Origin of the sequence: Tistlia sp., assembly GCF_040905785.1 — a bacterium.
GTDB lineage: Bacteria > Pseudomonadota > Alphaproteobacteria > Kiloniellales > DSM-21159 > Tistlia.
In genome coordinates, this window is sequence record NZ_JBBDQW010000005.1 from 104,118 (window position 1) to 120,821 (window position 16,704).

The 16,704-nt window shown below is 66.3% G+C and carries 14 protein-coding genes; 10 read left to right on the top strand and 4 right to left on the bottom strand.

All coding sequences use genetic code 11. From position 1 onward, the window contains the following. Positions 1-43 precede the first annotated feature (43 nt). The 10 genes from WD341_RS00950 to WD341_RS00995 are packed head-to-tail and all read left to right on the top strand — an operon-like array spanning position 44 to position 10,932. The gene (locus WD341_RS00950) at positions 44-298 is read left to right on the top strand and encodes a hypothetical protein (protein ID WP_368423528.1); all 255 of its coding nucleotides are present in this window, start codon (positions 44-46) and stop codon (positions 296-298) included. Beyond that, positions 264-1,925, top strand: coding sequence for a radical SAM protein (locus WD341_RS00955; RefSeq protein WP_368423529.1), 1,662 nt, complete (start codon positions 264-266; stop codon positions 1,923-1,925). Before WD341_RS00950 ends, WD341_RS00955 begins: the two co-directional genes overlap by 35 nt. Continuing rightward, on the top strand, positions 1,922-2,767 hold the full coding sequence (locus WD341_RS00960) for a DUF692 family multinuclear iron-containing protein (RefSeq protein ID WP_368423530.1): 846 nt from the start codon (positions 1,922-1,924) through the stop codon (positions 2,765-2,767). The genes WD341_RS00955 and WD341_RS00960 overlap by 4 nt, the downstream gene beginning before the upstream one ends. Then, complete coding sequence (locus WD341_RS00965; RefSeq protein WP_368423531.1) at positions 2,754-3,374, top strand: hypothetical protein; 621 nt, start codon at positions 2,754-2,756, stop codon at positions 3,372-3,374. Before WD341_RS00960 ends, WD341_RS00965 begins: the two co-directional genes overlap by 14 nt. Continuing rightward, complete coding sequence (locus WD341_RS00970) at positions 3,371-4,303, top strand: arginase family protein (RefSeq protein WP_368423532.1); 933 nt, start codon at positions 3,371-3,373, stop codon at positions 4,301-4,303. Before WD341_RS00965 ends, WD341_RS00970 begins: the two co-directional genes overlap by 4 nt. Further along, complete coding sequence (locus tag WD341_RS00975; protein ID WP_368423533.1) at positions 4,300-5,529, top strand: DegT/DnrJ/EryC1/StrS family aminotransferase; 1,230 nt, start codon at positions 4,300-4,302, stop codon at positions 5,527-5,529. The genes WD341_RS00970 and WD341_RS00975 overlap by 4 nt, the downstream gene beginning before the upstream one ends. Next, complete coding sequence (locus WD341_RS00980; RefSeq protein ID WP_368423534.1) at positions 5,526-6,476, top strand: hypothetical protein; 951 nt, start codon at positions 5,526-5,528, stop codon at positions 6,474-6,476. The genes WD341_RS00975 and WD341_RS00980 overlap by 4 nt, the downstream gene beginning before the upstream one ends. 7 nt (positions 6,477-6,483) lie before the next feature. Beyond that, positions 6,484-6,969, top strand: a complete 486-nt coding sequence (locus tag WD341_RS00985) for a GNAT family N-acetyltransferase (protein ID WP_368423535.1) — start codon at positions 6,484-6,486, stop codon at positions 6,967-6,969. A gap of 37 nt (positions 6,970-7,006) precedes the next feature. Continuing rightward, positions 7,007-9,283 carry a hypothetical protein gene (locus WD341_RS00990; RefSeq protein WP_368423536.1) on the top strand — a complete coding sequence of 759 codons (2,277 nt, stop codon included), beginning with the start codon at positions 7,007-7,009 and terminating at the stop codon, positions 9,281-9,283. Between the two features lie 2 nt (positions 9,284-9,285). Further along, positions 9,286-10,932, top strand: coding sequence for a M4 family metallopeptidase (locus WD341_RS00995; protein WP_368423537.1), 1,647 nt, complete (start codon positions 9,286-9,288; stop codon positions 10,930-10,932). A 374-nt stretch (positions 10,933-11,306) separates the two neighbouring features. Here the strand turns inward: WD341_RS00995 and WD341_RS01000 are convergent, their stop codons facing one another. From WD341_RS01000 to WD341_RS01015, 4 genes are all read right to left on the bottom strand, one after another. Continuing rightward, positions 11,307-11,522 (bottom strand): KTSC domain-containing protein, encoded by a 216-nt coding sequence (locus tag WD341_RS01000; RefSeq protein WP_368423538.1) that lies wholly within the window; start codon positions 11,520-11,522, stop codon positions 11,307-11,309. After that, on the bottom strand, positions 11,515-13,092 hold the full coding sequence (locus WD341_RS01005) for an ATP-binding protein (protein ID WP_368423539.1): 1,578 nt from the start codon (positions 13,090-13,092) through the stop codon (positions 11,515-11,517). Before WD341_RS01005 ends, WD341_RS01000 begins: the two co-directional genes overlap by 8 nt. A gap of 294 nt (positions 13,093-13,386) precedes the next feature. Next, positions 13,387-14,619: an SIR2 family protein gene (locus WD341_RS01010; RefSeq protein ID WP_368423540.1), complete on the bottom strand. Its 1,233-nt coding sequence runs from the start codon at positions 14,617-14,619 to the stop codon at positions 13,387-13,389. Then, entirely contained in the window at positions 14,616-16,118 is a 1,503-nt protein-coding gene (locus WD341_RS01015; RefSeq protein WP_368423541.1) for a TM0106 family RecB-like putative nuclease, read from the bottom strand. Before WD341_RS01015 ends, WD341_RS01010 begins: the two co-directional genes overlap by 4 nt. Positions 16,119-16,704: the final 586 nt, after the last annotated feature.

Here is a 16,704-nt window from a genome sequence, read left to right on the forward strand (position 1 = left end):
ATGTCTGGCTGGCTGGCAGGGCACGGTGGGGAACGGTTCCCAGATGCAGGTTTCGACATACGGGTTGAAGCGTGACGCGCGTTTCATACGCGATCTCGACTATGTCTTCGTCGACGTCGGAGGCCGTCTGTACCGGCTCGACGCGGAGCGCTTCGACGGGTTGCGGGTCGCCTGCCTGAGAGGCCTGCATCCGGCCGAACTGGCCGAGGTTTCCGCACTGGTCGAGCCGTGTGCGAGCCGCGAAGCAGCCGAGCGGAGTTTTCGTGAGCAGGAACTCGCCGCGCTCCAGCACCCCTGAGCGGGGGCAACCGTTGCGCGTCGCCATGGTGGCCTGTCCCTATGGCGACGGTCCGGAGCGGGTGCCGCCGCTCGGTGCGATGAGCGTGCTGGCCTACGTCCAGGACGCCCTAGGCCCGTGGGTCCAAACGCATCTGTTCGACTTCTCCGGCTACCCGCGCTCAAGCCAGGCTGCGCTCGCCCGGATCGCAGCCTGGCAGCCACAAGTTGTCGGCGTGCCGATCTATTCCAGCCAGGTCGCGATCGTTGACGACTGGGTGGCCCAGCTGCGCGCGCGGCTACCGGCGGCGGTGTTCGTCGCCGGCGGGCCGCACCCAACGCTCACCACCGAGACCTTCCTGCGGCGCCGCACGCACCTCTTCGACGCCATCGTCCGCGGCGACGGCGAGCGACCCTTCGTCGCGATCCTCGATCGCGTGGCCGCCGGCTGCCGCCGCTTCGAGGTGCCGGGCGTCAGCTACGTGGCCGCCGACGGAGGGATCGTCGAGATGCCGGACGGCGAGCAGCTCGCGCCGGACGCGATGGCCGACCCCTTCAGCGTGCCGATCACCCACGCCAATGCGCCGCTGGTCTTCACCGACCGGCGGACGGGTCGGCAGCGCTCGGCGGTCGCGCTCGTCTCCAGCCGAAGCTGCCCGCTGAAGTGCAGCTTCTGCGCCATCATCGCCATGCCGGGCAAATGGCGCTCCGTGCCCGACGACACGCTGCTCGCCTGGCTCTGCGCCGAGCATGCGCGCGCGCCCTTCGAGCACATCTACTTCATGGACGCCAACTTCTTCGTCGTGCCGCGGCGCGTGCGCGGGCTCTCCTCCGCTATCGCCGAGCGCCTGCCCGGCGTCACCTGGAGTGCGTCCTCCACCGTCGGCATGCTGCTGAAGCTGGAAGCCGACCTCCCCCTCCTGGCACGCCAGGGGCTGCGCATGGTCGAGATGGGAATCGAGGCGGCGTCGGACGACCAGCTCGCCTTTCTCAACAAGCGGTCGAGCGTCGCGACCAACCGCCAGGCGGTGCGCGCGCTGCAGCGCAACGGCATCGACATCGGCATCGACTTCATCATGTTCAATCCGGACCAGACCCTGGCCGACCTGGAGGCCAACGTCGCCTTCTTCCGCGACTGCGACCTCACCCTGCACGAGGATTTCGGCCACCTGTTCAACGGTCTGACGCTCTATCCCGGCACGCCGCTGCGCCGCACGTACGAGCAGCGGCTGGGGGCCAGCTTCGACCCGGACAGGCTGCCGGTCGTCGATCCACTGTTCCGCGACCCGCAGGTCCAGGCCGTCTACCGGGCCTTCACCGGCCCCTTCCGGCGCCGCTACATGCGCCGAGTCGAGCGCTTGCGCGACGCCGCCCGCGCCGCCGCCCGGCGGCTCGCCGACACCGATTCCGGGCGGGCGCAGCGCTTGCGGCTCGAAGCGATCCGTATTCACCACGTGCCCTTGAAGGTGCTGCAGCAGCTCTGCCGCGCCGAAGCGGGGGCGCCATTGGAAAGCGCCGTGCCGCTGCTGGCCGGCTGGAACGCCTACGAGCGGCGGGTCCGGGCGCTGTGCGGGGCGGCGACCGCCGAAGCCGAGCCGGCGGCCGCCCAGCGCCCGGCCGCCGCAAGGCTGGAGGCCGGCGCGGAATGAAGCTGGGCCTCGGAGTGAGCGCGGCAGAGGCCGCCAACCTGCTTGCAGACCGCGCCGAGGGCCGCTTGCCGGCGCGCGCGATCGACTTCGTCAACATCGGCTGCCGGGCCGACGAGGCGCTGCCCGAGCGGCTGGGCGCAGGGCTGGCGCAAGCGGGCCTGCCGGTCCTGCTGCATGCCGTCGAACTCAATCTGCCGACCTCGGTGCCGGCCGATCTGCTGGCGCGTCTGCGCGCCCAGGCCGATCGGCTGGGGGCCCGCTGGGTGGAGCAGGACCTCGGGGTCTGGCTGTGGGACGGCATGTACCTGGGCGCCCATCTCCTCAACCCGATCGAGGACGCGGCGACCGTGACGGCGATCGCCGAGAACGTGGCCGGGTGTGCCGAGGCGCTGGGCCGGCCGATGATGATCGAGAATCCCCCAGTATACTATCGCTGCGGCGAGCTCGACCTGTTCGTGATGCTGGCCGAGGTGGCGCGGCGGTCGGGCGCGGGGATCGTGATGGATGTCGGCCACCTGATCGGCTATGGGGTCAATGCGGAGCGGACCGCGGTCCTGCCGCCGGACGACTGGCCCGGCTGGCCGCAGGTCGTCGAGCTGCACTTCTCCGGATCCGAACGCATTCAGGTCAAGGGGCGGGACGTGTGGATCGACCGCCACGACATGCGCTTCGGGGACGAGTTGCTGGACTGCGGCCGGCGGATCGCACAGCGGGTACCGCCGGAGACGCTGGTCTGCCTGGAGTTGGACGGAGCTTCGCCCGAGATCGTGGACGCGAACATCGCCGCCGTGCGCGAGCAGGTGATCGCGCCGGCCGCGGAGGCCGCTCGTGCCTGCGCCTGAGGCGCACGAGCGCCTGCTGCTCGGCTTCTACCGGCGCACGCCGCCGGCCGCCGTGGTCGGTCGCGACGACGAGGCGCGCTGGTGGATCGAAAGCGACCGGCGCGTCCTCGACGTCTCGCGGCTGTGCTGGCGCTTCTGGCCGCTGACCTGCGCGCTCGGGTGCGCCTTCGCCGGCCCCGACTCGCTCCTGCAGGTCGCCGCCCGCCTGCCCGAGGTTCGCCGCCGCGCGCCGGACGTCGATAACGCGGTGCGGCTGAGCCTGCTGGAATGGTGCCGCGAGGCCGAGCCGCCCTACCTGGCCGAGCTGCACGCCTACGAGTCCGCGACGCGCGACCTGGCCGACGGGCTGCGCCCGGCCACGGACGCAGAGCGGGCCCGGCTGCCGCTCGAGGAACCGGATCAGGCGGCCTGGTGCCTGGACACCACGATCGACCTTCCCGTCTACCTGCGCGCTCTCGGCCACTACGCGCGGCTGAATGCGCCGCCGGCGTTGATCCGTGCGCTCGACCCGCCGGCCTGCCCGGGGTGGCTGGCCTTCTGGCGTCGCGAGGGCACCATGCGGATGGCCGACCTGGGAAACCGGGCCGATCGGAGCGACTCGAGATGACCGTGGCGCAGGCCGAGGCGGTGATCGAGGATCTCCTGCGGCCCTCGCAGGCGCGGCTGTTCGGGGCGCCAGCCTGGATGCCCGAGGGAACCTTCGACGTTGTCGCGCTCGGCGTTCCCTCAGATACCGGAAACCTTGGCTCGCCGCGCTCGGCCGCCGCCGGCGTGCCGGTGCTGCGTGGCGCCTCACGGATGTTCCCCTACCGGCTGGACGAGCACAAGCGCCCGGTCGGTTGGTACGACTACGAGCGCGCACGCCCGCTTCTGTCGGGAGTCCGGCTGGCCGACGCCGGCGACCTGATGATCGACCGCTACGACCCGACCGCGGCGCTGGACCGGCTGCCCGAGGTGCTGCGGGCGCTCAAGCGCACCGCGCGCCTGGTGCTGATCCTGGGGGGCGATCACGCAATCACCCACTGGACAGCTGGGGCACTGCCGGACGACAGCCGGGTCGTCCTGTTCGACGCGCACGAGGACGCCACGGCGATCACCGGCCCGCTGCCGCATGCGGGCAACGTCGCGCGCTTCCTCGAGCGGCGCGCCAACGTCGCCAGCATCCTGCAGTACGGCCTGCGCGGCCTGGTGCCTGGCGACCGGGCCCCGCCGGCCCCCCACCGGGTCCTGTGTGCCGACGCGGATGCCCTCGCCGCCGCTTGCGTCCGGACGGCCGGCGCCGCGACCCTGCTCAGCATCGACGTCGACGTGATCTCGCCTGAGATCCTGCGCGCGGTGGCCGCGCCCTCTCCCGGCGGCCTGCATCCCCGCGAGCTGGCCGCCGCCGCCGCCGCCATCGGGCGTTCCGGCGGTCGGGTGCAGTATCTCGAGATCGCCGAGTTCGCCCCGGGCCCGAGCGAGGATCCCCTGGCCGCCATGACCTTGATGCAACTGGTTGTGCGCCTGCTCGACGCCTGCCTGGAAGCGCCGTCATGAGCGCGCCGGCCAGCGTCAGCGAGGCGGTGCGAGCCTGGACCGGCTGCGAGCACGTGGTCTTCGTCCACAGCGGCAGCGCGGCGCTGGGTCTGGCCCTCTGGGCGAGCGGCGCCGGCGCGACGGCCGCCAGCGTCGCCGTGCCGGCGCTCGCTTGCTGGACGCTGACGCAATCCGTGCTGGAGGCCGGCGCGCAGCCTCGCTACGCCGAGGTCGGCACGGACCTGCAGGCGACGCCGGAGGGGGTGCGCGCGACCGGCGCCGACTTCGCGATGAGCGTGGCGGCCTGGGGCGCGCCGTGCCGCCTGCCGCCCGCCTCGCCGGTGCCGCCGCGGGTCGCCGACCTGACGCTGTCGCCGCTGTCCGCCTTCGATGCGCTCGCCGGCGCCGCCGACTTCCTGGTGCTGAGCCTGGGCCGCGGCAAGCCGTGGGATATCGGGGCGGGCGGCATTCTCGCCTGCGCCGACGAGAGTCTGGCGACGGAGGTCCGCGACCGCGTCCAGTTCGGCCGGCGCGGTCTGCGCTGGCACCGCCGCGGGCCGCGGATCGTCGCCGCCGCTGCGCTGGGCGAGCCCGCGCTGGCTGCCTGGCAGCGCCTGGTCGAGGGACGCGACGCCCACATCGAGGCACGGCTGGCCTGGGAAGCGCTGTCGGCAGGCACAGCGCTGCGGCCCGTGCCGCTGGCGGAGCCCGCCCGCGCCGGCGTCACCGCCATCGTGCCGCACCTGCTGGCGCCGGACTTCGACCTGACGGGCGAGGATCTCTACCGCGTCGCGATCGCCGAGCGGATGCCCATCGGGGTGCAGCCGGTCTCGCCGGCCTATCTCGAGCCCGCGGGGGCCGATCTCTGCGGCGGCTGCCCCGCCGCAGAAGCGCTGTCCGACCGTCTCGTGTTCGTCTCCTCGGCGGCGCTTGGGGCACCACTCTCCGAACGCTTGGCGAGGTTCCTCGATCGCGTGCAGGCGAACGTCGCCCGCCTGCGGTTTCCGTTCGGGCTGCCGATCGACACGCCGGCCGCACCGCTGCCAGAGCCGTATCGCCGCTGGGCGGCGTACGGGGTGCTGTGCCGCGGACTGGACGGCAGCTTCCGGGTGCTCGACACGCTGACGGCCAAGCTCTTCGCCGTCGATGCGAACTTAGCCACGGCGCTGGCCGCGGCGCAGGCGCCGGCCGCACCGCTCTCGGCCGCGCGCGTGCCGCCAGTGCGCCTGGCGGAGGCAGCCCCATGATCGACCACCGGCTGGGATCGAAGCCGGAGGACTGGGCGGCGGCGCGCCTTCTGGCGCTGCACTACACGGTTGCGGTCGAGGGGCCCGCCGAGGGGCCGATGCCGCGACGGCAGGACGGCTCGGCCTTCACGGCCGTGCCGTCTTGGCTCGACGCGCGGCTGCGCCTGCCGTTCGACCGCACACGCCGCAACCGCAACTGGCGCCGCGCCCTGGCGCGGTCGGAGGCGGCTTGGGAGGCCGCCGGGCTTCGCTTCGAGCTACGTCCGGCGGCGGAGTTCGGCGAGGCCGAGGTGATCGACTCGCTCTACTTCGGCCCGCTGGTGCGCGAGTTCTACAGCCGTGGCATCTCCCCCTACGGCGCCCACAATCTCGAGGCCTTCTGCCGCCTGCTCGCCGGCGGGGCCTGGGTCGGTCTGGTGCGGTGCGGCCAAGGGATCGTCGGCGGCGCCGTCTTGCAGCCGGCGGCGCCGGCGCGCGCGACCCGCCATCTCCTGTGCGGCACGGCGATCGCGGACGGTTCCGCCGTGTCCGGCATGGTGTTCGCCCTGTCGCCCGCCTACCGCGGATGCCGCCGGGCGCTCTGGAGGCGCCTTGCCGACGGCTTGGCGGCGCACAAGGTGACGGCCCTCTCGCTCGGGCGCGAGACGCCCTGGCTGGACGCGCGCTACGTGCCGGTCGTGATCGAGAAGCTGCGCTGGGCTGACGAGGTGACGGTCGGTCAAGGGGAAACCGGCCTCTGGCTGGCTGCACATCCCGCGCGCGCCGCCGAGCAGCGGATGGTGCTGTTCGAGCGAGCGGGCGACGGCGTGCGCCTGCGCGGCTTCGGGGACGAGGCGAGCGCGGCGGCGGCGGCCCTGGCCGGCGCCCTGAGCGAGGCCACGCCGTCCGCGGAGCCCGCGCGCGCCAACCGGCTCCGCGCTTCCGCCACCGAACCCTCTCACGTGTGAGACGGCCATGCCCCGATCGCGCCAGTGGATGACCATCGATGCGACGCCGCAGGCGCTCGAGCCCTCCGAGCGCCTGCGCCAGCCCGAAGCCGGCGATGCGCGCGCCGTCGGCCTGCTACTGCACGACGCTTACGCCGGCACCGTCGACGACGAGGGGGAAAGTCCGGAAGAGGCCGTCGCGGAAGCCACGAAGGCGCTCGACGGCACCTACGGCACGCCGATCCCAGCGGCCAGCTTCATGGCGATGGACGACGGCCAGCCGGTCAGCGTCAGCTTCGTCACCGAGTTCGAGGGCGAGCCGCTGCTGGCCTTCTGCGCTACCGCCAAGGCGCACCAGCGCCACGGCTTGGCCACCGACCTGGTCCGCCGCAGCCTCGACGCGCTTGCCCGGCTGGGATACCGCCGGCTGCGCCTGATCGTCACGCGGGCGAACGAGCCTGCCGTGCGGCTCTACCGGGAGCTCGGTTTCCTGGAGGAGAAGGACGATGCCTGATGACGGGGCCGGCGCACTCCGCTCCCTCGACTTCAGCGTGATCATGCCGCCGGGGGTCGACTCGACCCTGTATCCCTGGGGCCCGCACAGCGTCGTCGACTACGTGCGCAGCTCGGTTCCGCGGGTGTCCGGCCGCGTCGTCGACCTGCGCCCCGTCGTCGCTGGCTCCGGCATCGTCGCGCGGCATCGGCCTACCCTGAAGCGCGCCATGGCTGTCCTGTCGGCGGAAAGCGCAGGGGTCTGCTTCGGGCACGCGCTCAACCCCTACATCTTTCTCGGCCTGCTGGCGGCCGGCGGCGGCGAGCTGCCCGGGATCGCAGCGCGCGCCGGGCTGCTGTCCCCGACCGGCCGGCTCGCCCGCCTGCGGCCCGGCGCCGATCGTCGCTTCGCCGTGGCACTGCGGGCGCTGCAGCAGGACTACGAGACCTCTATCGCGGCCGCGCTCTGGCCGCAGACGGCCGGCCCGCCGGCGCAGCGCCGCGTCATCGGCATCAGCGTCTACGATTATCTGCTGATCGGCGCGCTGCATATCGCGCGGATCATCCGGCGGCGCGATCCCGAAGCCATCATCCTGCTCGGCGGCGACTACTTCGACGAGGCCACCGGGACAGCGCTGGCGGCGGCAGCCCGGCACGATCCGAACCTGGCGGTCGATGGGGTCGTGGTCGGCTACGGCGAGGCGATCTGCCGCGACCTCGTCGCAGCGCTGAAGGCGGGCGCCGCGCCTGGCGAGATCACGGTTCCGGGGCTGCTGTCGACGCGCGGCGCGCCAGGCACCGCCCGGATCGTCACGCCCGAGGAGTACGGCACGGCCGAGCCGCGCGTCGACTACGTGCGCACGGACGCGGCCGCCGCGATCCGGGTCCTGTCCCAGCGCGGCTGCTCCTGGGGCGAATGCAGCTTCTGCTCGCAGATCGACCGGCGGCGCTACTCCCCGGTGGACCAGCGCAGCCTGCACCACGAGCTCGACGCGGCCTGCCGTGCGCGCGAGGCGCGGCCGTCCGCTTGCAAGGCCCCCGCGGGCCGGATCTCCTTCGATGCCGACGAGAACGACCTGCGGGTCGTCCTGCCGCTGATGGAGACGATCGCCGCCGATCGTTCCGCTGCCGAAGGAACCGGCACACAGGTCTCGGCGGATCGCTATCTGCTGGAGTTCTGGCTGATGGTGCGCAGCTTCCGGGCCGAGTTCCTGCCGGTGGCCGGCCGGCTGGGCAGCCGCCTGCTGAGCCGCGTCCGGCTCAACGTCGAGAGCCTCGGCCCCGAGACCTTGACGGCCATGCGCAAGGGGTTCTCGCCGCTGCAGGCGCTGGAAGCGGTCAAGGCGCTGCGCGATGCGGGGCAGCTCGTGGCGACCAACTACTTCGTCGGCTATCCGACCCAGCGCCCCGACGACGTCGCCGCGGAGGCGGCGTTGCTGGAGCGATCGCTGCACCTCTTCGCCCCACCGCAGACGATTTTCTATGCCTTCCCCTATGCCGCCAACGGGCGCGACGACATTGCCGCCCAGCAGGAGCGGTTCCGCGTGCGCATCGAGCGCCTGCCCAAAGACGGCTGGGCGAAGGAGCTGTTCGGTCTCGACCTGCCGTTTTCAATCTGGGCGCATCGCTATCGCCGCACCGGGCGGACGGATCGCGGCGAGCTCCTGGCCCGCGTGCATCACCGCCTGACCCTGGCACAGACGCGGCGGCGACGGGCGGAGGGCGCCTGGCTGGTGCTGGGTGGACCGGGCAGCGTGCCACCGCGCGGCGCCTTGATGCCGTACAGGCTGGCGGAGGCGGCCGCCCGGCTCATGCTGCGCGGCGCCGAGGCGCTCGCCGGCACGCGCGCCTATCGGCGGCGTCAGGCTTTGATCGACACGCTGGACGCCCTGCGCCAGGCGGCGGCGCAGCCCGACCAGGCCGGGCCGGCGATGCCGGACCTGCGCATCGCGGGCGACCGGCTGGCGCGCTGCGATCCCGCGGGGCAGCGCACGCAAACGCCGCTGGACGACGCCGAACTGGCCGTCCTGCGCGTCTGCTACTGGACCCGGACCGAGCGGGAGCTGGAGCGCGCGCTGCCACAGCTATCGAAGGAGCGTCTGGGCGAGATCGTCGCCCGCCACCTCGCGCTGGGCAGTCTCGTCTGCCACCGGCGCGCGCTGCTGTGCGTCGCGCACGACCCTGCCTTCGCGCGCCAGGGGGCGGTGGAGACCGCTCCGCGTCGACTGCGTCTGATGCCGCCCGGCGCTGTGCCGGCGGGCGACGGGCAGGCGGGCGACGCGCAGGCCGGCGACGCGGCGCGCCGTGGCCGGGCCGAGGACGCGGTGGCTGGCTAGCCATGGCCGAGCGCTTCCATCGCGTGCGCCACAACGCCCCCGGACTCGGGACGGGTTCGACCGAAGAGGGCCAAGTGTTTCGCACCCTGCTGAGCGTCGATCTCGGCGCACGCCGCCGTGCGTCCCAGGAGCTGCTGGCCGAGATGGCGCAGCAGCAGGCGCAGGAGGTGCTGCACGCCGTCCTGGCGCCGGCCGGCGGTGGCCCGCGCTCCGACCTCGTCCTGGTCAACAGGCGCTTCTCGCGGCTGTCCGGAACCCACCTCTTCAGCTTCTTTCAGACAGCGGACAGCGTCGAGGTCGGCGGTACGAACCTCAAGGTCGAGCTCGCGCCGGACGGGCGCTTGGTGTCCCTCAACGCCGACCTCGCCGACCCTCCGGCGGTGTCGGCGCGGCCGACTGTGAGCGCGGAGGCTGCGTGGCGGCGCCTGATCGGGCGGTTCCGCCTCGACGCGGAGGCCCCGCCTGCCGGGGCGCGGCTGGCCTTCCTTGCGGCTGACGAGGTCGTGGAGGGCGGTGCCCCCAGCTGGCGGCTGGTGCATGACTTTCCCGACGTCCCGCTGCCGCCGGAGGTCGCGGAGGCGGCGGCGGCGCGCTCGCCGAGCGGCACCTACGATCTCTACGTCGATGCGCATGCAGGCGAGGTGGTGGCGGTCCGGCCCACGGCACGGCGGCTGGCTGCGGAAATCCCGGTGTCGCTCACCGGCATGGACGCTGTGGGCCGGCAGCAGACCTTCGACGGGCGCCGCACACCGGAGGGTCTGTACAGCCTGCACGACCTGCGGCGGGGCATAGAGGTCTACGATCTGGAGTATGCCGATCTCCGATCCGCCACGAAGCTCGGTACGCCGGTGCGCCACACCTCGGCCGCCTTCGGCGCGATCAACCCGGCGGCCGTGTCGGCGCACTGCAACCTGGTGCGGATCTATGACTTCTACAACGGCGTGCTGCTGCATCCAGGCGTGGATGGAGAGAGGGCGCCGCTGGTCGGGGTCGTCAACTGCACCAGCGCCGCCTCCGGGGATGCGCCGCCCGAGTGGTCGAACGCGATCTGGTGGAACGGCCGCATGTGGTTCGGCCAGGTTCGCGGCGGCAGCGATCTGGCGAGCTTGGCACGGCTGCTCGACGTGGCGGCGCACGAGGTAACGCACGGGGTCATTGCGGCGGTCACCGAATTCTCGGCGATCAACGAGCCGGCGGCGCTGGAGGAGTCTTTTGCGGACATCTTCGGCCTGTGCATCGCCAACTGGGGCGACGCGCCGCCGGCCGACGCGCAGGGCTGGAGCTGGACGATCGGCGCCGGCCTGGGCCCCGGGGGTACGGCACTGCGCGATCTGGAGGATCCCGCCGCGGGCGGCTTTCCGGTGCACTACTCGCAATACCAGACCGCGCCCTTTTCCGAGCACGCGAACTGCGTCATCCATACCCTGGCGGCAAAGGCTCTTCTGACCGCCCGCAGCAGCGGTAGCGCCGTACTGTCGCCCAAGGAAACCGCGGAGCTCTACTTCCTGACGCTCTCCCGGCTGACCCGCTCGGCCCGCTTCCTGGACGTGCGGGAAACCATGGCAGCCATCGTCGCACTGCGGTTTCCGACCCGCCCCGAGGTGGCCGATGCGCTCTCGCGCGCCTATGACGCCGTCGGCATCGCCTGATCCGAGCGGATCGGGCACGCTTGTCCTCGGCGGCGCGCACCTAAAGCTGGGCCGTTGAGGGTGCTCGATATCCAGGCGGGGAGGCCGGGGAACCGCACCATGACGCATGACGACACGCCGGAACACCCGCGCCTCGAGGCGCCAAATCGGTGCCACGGCTTCCGGGGATTCCAGCTACGCCTTTGAAGAGAGTGGTGGGCAGCGGCCGGCGAAGATGGGCACTGGATTATTTGTGCTGTGGCGCCCTAAGTGAACGTTCGGACATAGAAGAGATACTACCAATCCTGATACCATGTAAGCGTCAATGAAAACACTTAGGAATAACGATAAATTATAAATAAAGAAGTTTTCAGGATATTGTCCTTTTCATAGAGTCAAATTTTCCCATACTGATATTTTCTTTTTATATGGGTATTTAAATAAGTTCCTTTTGAATCCGCTTGCAGAAGCTCCTGGAAAACCCACTCTTCAACGCCATAATAAACGTACGTCTCACCCGACCTAAGAAACCGAACATGTAGTTCCTGATTGTCATGGTCATAACCAATCGCTTCGATATTGGATGAATCGACATAATGCATTTCAATCATTGTCAGGTTCCTCCACTTCGCTTTCTGCGATCTGGGCGGAAGTAGACTGCGCGCGCCAGTTAGTCAGGGCGCGTGAATAGAGGCCCCCATCAGGACGATTTTCCACCTGCCATGCATCAGGTAGTTTAGGATCATCTCCAATAGGCTTTTTCTTCGCCTTACGAATACGGACGCGCGACGGTATAGGCATAACTTCACCGAGGAAGATACCCTCTCCTGTACGCAATGAAGGTAGCTGTTCAATGAGTCCACCAAGGTCATCAGGTATGGCTGCGCTGACTTTGCCACGATCTGACGAGTTGGTTATCCGCAGAGCAATGAGAGAGCCGCACTGACTCAGGACGGCGCTATCGATCTCAGATGGGCGCTGCGTCACGAGCATGAGACCGGTTCCGTACTTGCGACCTTCTTTCGCGATCATAGACAGTGTCCGATGAGCTGAGGAGTCCTCTCCCTCTGGAACGAAGCGGTGAGCTTCATCAAGAACGACGAGGAGTGGCTGCTGTCGTCCGCCTATGGGCAGGTCCTGTGCCCAGAATAGCGTATCGTAAACCACGCGTAGCATTGTCCCCACAATGGTCGGGAGCACTTCGGACGGGAGTCCCGAAACATCAAAAATTGTTATTGGCTTGTCGTGGCCAACCCATTCTCGAACCAACACATCTAGGTCATTTTCTATCTCACCGTCTAAACTCGGCTCATAGCCCCCACCGGGGGAGAAAAGGAAGGAAAAACGGCTATCCTTAAGTCTGCTGCGCATCAGGTCCAGGTGGCGCTCAAGATTCCGCTTTCTCTGGTTCTTATATGGTTCTTGGTTATAGGGACTTGCGGCAGGATAACGATCAGATCTGAGTTGACTGGCGTCTCCAACTTCGTCAGGTGGGTAGGCCTGATCCTCTGTCTGCTGATTGCCCGTTGTTCTAAAAGTAACGCGCTCGAAGCGATCAAGGTCGTACCAGAGTTTCTTAATGCTAAACGGAACAGGGGTATCAGCTGTAAGCGCCTCGGGTGGCGGAGAAATGGCGAGGCGCTCGGCAGCCACAACTTTCATATCAAGGACTTGATCGCGTATCGCGGCTTCATGGTTTGGTTGGAGCCCGCCAAGAGTAAGCTGCTGAAGTTCGGAAAAAGGCAGCGCCCAAAACGGGACCCGTAATGGTCTTTCTCCAGCTTCTTCGTTCGGCCGGATACGGAACACCCTAGCCTTGTCGCCGAGTGCAGTCGCGTACTCCCCGTGAGGATCAATCACAATCGCACGCGCGTTCGGCAGGCTTCCATCAGAAACCGTTTCCATGAGAACGGTGACGAGGTTCGATTTGCCAGCGCCGGTAGAACCAACGATCGCGCTATGGCGACTAACAAGTCCGGCTACACTGATATCGGCTGAAATGCCGGATGCAGCGGCTATCTGCCCGACAGAAATAGTGCCTTTCTTCCCTTTCGCCCAGCCGTAGATAACTCTTAGATCATCATTAGTAACAAGATGGACTTCGTCTCCCACAGTTGGATACTGACCAACGCCGCGCTCAAAATCGCCACCAAGTCCTTCGCCGAATAAGACAATCGTCATCCATCGGAAGCCCGATAGTCGAGCCTGAGTCTCGGTCTCCAGTATTGCTCCAAGAGTTTCACCAGCGCTTCCAGGAGGGGCCGCATCTGCGCCGATTTGAGTACAGACTGCATAGAGGTTGGCGTAACCAAGAGGGACCCTAAAAAATCCGCCAATCTGTCCAACGCGATAAGATTGACCGCCAATCATAACCAGCGTTGACGGCATATCTTCACGTAGCCGTACGCGAACTACAGCCCCTGTGACGGAGGCAACCTGGCCTATATATGTCGGATCAGAGAGCGGCATGGTGATCTAGCTCGCTGACATGGATTCGAGAAAGTCGCAGAATGACCCAAATCCACCGATCTTCATCAAGCCCGATTTGGCGTCTTGATCTGTAGCTCCCTCTCCGCCTTCCGGGGCTTCAAGTTCGGCTACCTCAAACGCGACCGCCATAGACTTCGGACTCTCGCCAGGTACCCACGCTCCACGCTTCCCACCAATGATTCCCGTTTCTGGACCCATCACGATCATGTTTGGCCTCTGGTGAGCACGCTTAATCAACTCATTCCCGTCGGGTAGCTCTCCGTACTGAAGGGCGTAGACGTGAGTCCTCGGCCTGTTTTCCAAAACTCCGAAAATAAGGTTGTTTATGTGTTCATCGCCGAAGCTGAAGCCGGCAACGATCAGAAGTGCATCATCCTGTTCGAGGAACCGGCTGAGGCGGTCTGTAAAAGCGGAATATGGCTGCTGGCGTGACTCATCGTATTTTTCAAACGACGGATAGATCATTTCGCCGCCTAGATTGGGTTCGCCTCTGACTACGCGAAAGCGATCGGCTTGCTCGATGCGCCGCCACGTGACGGAGCCGTGCATTTTCCAGAGCCGAGTCCAGTTGGCCCCAGGCGCTGTTTCAAGTCTGCGGAGGCTATCGGGGTGGAAAAAGGGTTGGTAGCTACCGACGAAGCCATCAAAGACTGGGACACGTTCAACCTCAAGGGCGTGCTCAATGAGCACGTCGTAATTTACGGTAAAGATCTCGACCGGGTTCCGGCGCGACGTTTTAACAAGCCACTGCGCGAACTTCCGGTGGGCGTGGTCGTTCGGAACATTGCTCAGGTCAGGAGCGACCACCTTCGCTATAGTCTTCCGAACAGACTCCTCAAGCGTTTCGATCTCACCCCTATTCAAACCAGACAAAGAATCGGCGTTGCCAACGGCATTCAGCATCATGCGCAGGCGTGAGAGGATGTTTTCGACGTTCGGGTCTTGTCCGATTTCCTTGCAGTTCTCCTCAATCAAGGTCCAGGCTTTTCCAAACTTCTCGCCCAGCCCACTCGTCTCCTCTCGGCATATTTCCGTAAGCCCGGCCACGGCTGGTATGAGCGGCAGTGTCTCTCCTTCCTTGTCAGGGTCGGGGATCCTAACTGAACAAGAGGTTCCCGCTCCGAAGAAAAATGCGATTGGCTTATCATGACGAGCGAGGTGGTCTCTCAGGTCTGAAAGCGCTTTTAGGGCATCGTGAGTGTGCTGCGATTTGGTCATGCGGCCTCCTCCGGAACTAAGGTAAGGCCGTCTATGGCGTCGCGAAGTACGCGCGTCGCACGGCAGTCATCTTCGTTATAATCAAGAATACGTTGGCGGATTGCCGTATCGCTCGTTTCGACCCATCTATGAAACCATTCAATGGATGCCGCACCAGACGGATGCGTGTCGCGCCAATAAAAACCGAGAAATTTCGCGAGGGTTTTGATGGAAAAGTCTCGCGTAGGCCACTCCGTAGCCTTTAGTACTATGTCAAAATAAAGATCTATGGCCCGCTGAGGGTCAAATAGGGTCTCCAGCTCGTCTTCCGTACAAACGGAAGGATATTTTTCGCGGAGCTTTCGGTAGATTGTTCGCTCATACTTCGAATAGTAATAGATGATGCAAGGTTGACTTTCCTGCATGTAGCGCCATGCATCGGCAAAAGCCTGCTCCTCGGCTTCAGCGGTAGGCTCCTCGGCAAGGAATGCAATAAATCGTTCTGAATCATTGTTACCGTCACGCCGCTCAACAAAGCCGTGCAGATAACAAATGTCCCGCATAGGATCAACTTCGATATCGAAGTACAACTCCAGGTCAGCTGCTGGAAGCGTTACTGGCTCACGCAGGTAGGGTTTCGCATTTTTCCCAGCAGAAATTAACTTCGCACGGGCGCGGAATTTTTTCAGAGTGTCGGGACCAATTCCGGGAAAGACTGATTTCTTTCCATCCAGAAAGTCACCTGGATCAGCATCGGCGAGTTCCTGGATGGTTCTGACGTGGTCTATCATTACGTCGCGCTTTGACCTGCCCAACTCGGGAATCAAGGTGAGGTCATTTGCCTCGCTCAAGCGGGAGAGACAAGCGCTATACCAGTGGCAAAGTTTGCAGGCTCCACTATAGGCCGCGAGCGTCTCCGTGGACTGTCCGACAATGGCCTCTGCCTCAATGAGGTGGTCCTGATAATCTTGCCAGAGCGTGCGCGGATTCCTTTTGCCGTATAGCTTCGCAAAATCATAGATGACCTCTTCACCATTGATATCCCAGATGAATGCTCGTTTACCGGCCGAAAGACCTTTGCGTTCGAGAATGTCAGTGTAAAGCCCAAGCTGCACTGCGTAGTGCTTCTTTGGCTTTGAAAGATCCTCAGGCCCCTCCTCGCCTGATCCAGACTTGATGTCACCGGCGATATACCCTTCGTCTTCTTTACGTAGCAGATCAGGGTCCCCGAGCAGGCCGTCGGCCTGTACGCGTCCACTGTAAATTACCGGGTCTCCGCGCTGCATGGCTTCAAGGGTTAGCAGCTCCTTTTCTTCACCGGAATACATGGAGAGATCGGTAAATGGCACCTTCAGCCCTTCAATCACCTCTTGTTCGTACATGGAGCCCTTCTCCCACAAGAGTTCGATAAAGGCGTTGGGAGCATCGCGTTCGGCCGGATCGGTGAAGATGTCCATGGTTACCCGATGGGGGCACGAGACCAAGTCGTAGAGCATTGAAGCGGTGATTAGTGTAGCCATGTTCGGCACCTTTAAAAGGGTCGCGTGAGTACCCTGACAATCTCAGTTTTTGCCTTCGCGCGGCTCGTATGGACTGAATCGTGCTCGCAGAATGTACCCGGCCGCCATTGGTTAGGACCGATTGCTGCCCCCGTGATCAGTAACACGGGGGCCATAATATACCGCGCGTCCGTGGAGTCGTACTAGCGGTAGGAAAAGCCCCCGACGTTACCCTCAGTGCTGGCACCTCCATTGGGTGCGAGCCGCCCGCTCCTGCTTTACTCTCCGGCTCCGGCCGAGCCGGTCCTTGCAAGGCATGCCAAGCCCCCTTCGGGATTGGCTGGCCCGGTCAAGGTTGGCGCAGTCACCGGGCGCAAGCCCGGCTCGACCTTGACCGGGTCAGCCAATCCCGGTCCCTGACCATGCCTTGCAAGGGCCGGCGCCCCCAGCCCCGGCCCTGCCCATTGAGGCTCCGGCAGTGCCCAGCGCTTTTCCGGCGGCGCCCTTAGACGCTCGCCATGAATGACGGCCGCGCCCCGATTCGCGCACGGATCGCCTCTCCGGGCCATGGGCCGCGACAGGCTCAAAGCCAGAACATCGGGGGGTC